Origin of the sequence: Aneurinibacillus sp. UBA3580 (assembly GCF_002375825.1) — a bacterium.
In the GTDB taxonomy this organism is placed as follows: Bacteria; Bacillota; Bacilli; order Aneurinibacillales; family Aneurinibacillaceae; genus Aneurinibacillus; species Aneurinibacillus danicus.
The window spans coordinates 1-2275 of the sequence record NZ_DFMZ01000011.1 but is presented as its reverse complement, the minus strand read 5'-3'; the positions used below and the strand labels follow the sequence as shown (position 1 = coordinate 2275).

The 2275-nt window shown below is 47.8% G+C and carries 3 protein-coding genes; all 3 read right to left on the bottom strand.

Going from position 1 to position 2275, the window contains the following annotated elements; all coding sequences use genetic code 11:
* Positions 1 to 275 (bottom strand): response regulator (locus tag B2899_RS02115; protein WP_286883686.1); only part of this gene is annotated, 275 nt, incomplete at its 3' end.
* A 29-nt stretch (positions 276 to 304) separates the two neighbouring features.
* Entirely contained in the window at positions 305 to 1606 is a 1302-nt protein-coding gene (gene fliY, locus B2899_RS02110) for a flagellar motor switch phosphatase FliY (RefSeq protein ID WP_286883683.1), read from the bottom strand.
* Positions 1599 to 2275, bottom strand: a 677-nt coding sequence (gene fliM, locus B2899_RS02105; RefSeq protein ID WP_286883680.1) for a flagellar motor switch protein FliM, incomplete at its 5' end; no start/stop codon positions are given. The genes fliM and fliY, both read right to left, overlap by 8 nt.

The following is a 2275-nucleotide window of genomic DNA, read 5'->3' as shown; positions in this document are numbered from 1 at the left end:
TCAATAACCATAGCCTGCTGCCCCATAGCTGAACACATAATAACCTTGGCTCCAGGACTGATTTTTTTAATCTCTTTTAAAGCGGTAATCCCATCCATCTCAGGCATGGTAATATCCATTGTGACCAAATCCGGAGATAGTTCTTTAAACTTTTCTACGGCCTGCACGCCGTCACTCGCTTCCCCTACTACGTTATATCCGTTTTTTGTAAGGATTTCTTTAATCATCATCCTCATAAATGCTGCATCATCTACAATAAGAACTCTGTTGCTCATATGATCTCCTCCTTAACGTATACGTTACATTATTGTAATTTCTGGATACGGTCCCACTGGCTAAGAATATCAGTAACACGGACGCCGAAATTCTCATCGATAACGACTACTTCACCTTTAGCGATGAGCTTGTTATTCACGAGAATATCGACCGGCTCGCCCGCAAGCTTATCCAGTTCGATAATGGAACCAGGAGATAAATCTAAAATATCTTTAATTTGTCTCTTCGTTCTGCCCAGCTCTACCGTAACTTTCAATGGAATGTCCATAAGCATGCTCAAATTCTGTGGAGAGGCTTGTGGGGGAACATTCACATCGAAAGAAGAAAACTGCACCGGCTGTACGTTAGCTGGCGGCGGTTGATATCCGCTATAAGCCGGTTGAGGCGGCTGCTGCTGGTACATTGGCTGTTGATACGGAGGCATTCCTCCCGGATATCCTTGCAGAGGTTGCTGATACATCGGCTGCTGCTGCGGCATCTGATATGGCGGTGGTTGCGGCGGCTCCATGCCACCTATACCGGAAGACGGATACTCATTTCCACCGGCCATATGAACAGGCTCAGGTTGTGGTGCCGGCTGCGGCGCTGGCTGCGGATCGGCCTGCGGCGCTTCCGTTGGTGCCGCATCTCCTCCCATTCCGCCAAGCAGCGTAGCCACAAGCGAACGTGCAAACGGTACGGGAATCAACTGCATAATATTGGAATCAATTAAACTTCCGACTTTCAATCGGAACGAGATTTTAACGAGAATATCATCCTCCGGGATATTCTCCATGCCTTTGCCTTGCTGCAAATCCATCATGTCGATCCCAGGCGGAGAAATATTTACCAGCTTATTGAAGATGGTAGACATGGATGTGGCTGCGGAACCCATCATCTGATTCATCGCTTCTTGCACTGCGCTTAAATGAATCTCCGATAGTTCCTGCGGCGGTGCGGTACCGTCCCCTCCCATCATTAAATCGGCAATAATCTGCGCGTCGTCCGCTCGGATGACAAGAAGGTTAATGCCCTGAAAACCTTCTGTATATTCCACATGGACGGCAACATAAGGATGCGGAAACTCGTTCTGTACTTCTTCACGGCGAACGATGCCTACTTTCGGCGTGGTAATATCGGTAACCTGTCCAAGCAGGCTGGATAGCGCGGTTGCCGCGCTGCCGAACGTGATGTTTCCAATCTCGCCGAGCGCATCCTGTTCCAGCGGGGAAAGGTAATCATCAATATTCGGTTCCTGGTTTCCTTCATTATTGTCATCTATATCTTCTTCCAGATTATTCTGTCGCAGTAAAGCGTCAATCTCTTCCTGCGATAGCATTTCTCTACTCATCTTCTTCCACCTCTTCCTCCAACACGTTTTCAATCATGATTGCCACTCGGCCTTTGGATGTACCCGGTTGCCCCAGATATTTCGTCCTCTGTCCAATTCGCACCTTTACTTTGTCCTCCGTACGCTGATCCAATTGAATTACATCGCCTATAGCGAGATTTAAAAACTCGCCGACGGAAATAATGGAAGTGCCAAGCTCTGCAATAAGAGGGAGCTTCGCTTTACGCACCCTCTCCTCGAGGATCTGTACTTCCCGTTCGTTACGCGCTTTCTTCTGCGTGGACAGCCAATAGTGGGCAGACAGTTTAACCATTAAAGGCTCAAGCACGACATGAGGCAGGCAAAGATTAATCATTCCGGTTGTTTCGCCAATTTTTGTGCTGAAAGAGATAACCGCGACCGTTTCATTTGGGGAAACAATCTGCATGAACTGCGGATTGACCTCCAAAAACTCCAGTTCCGGTTCAATTTCGATTACCGTTTTCCAGGCTTCCGCAAAACTATACAGGGCTCTGCTAAAAATCCGCTCCATAATCGTTGTCTCGATTTCGGTAAGCGCTCCGAATTTATTCGGGGCTACTCCCTGTCCACCAAGCAGTCTCTCAAGCATCGCATAGGCAATATTCGGATTTATTTCCATTACCATTCTGCCTTCGAGCGGTTCAGCTT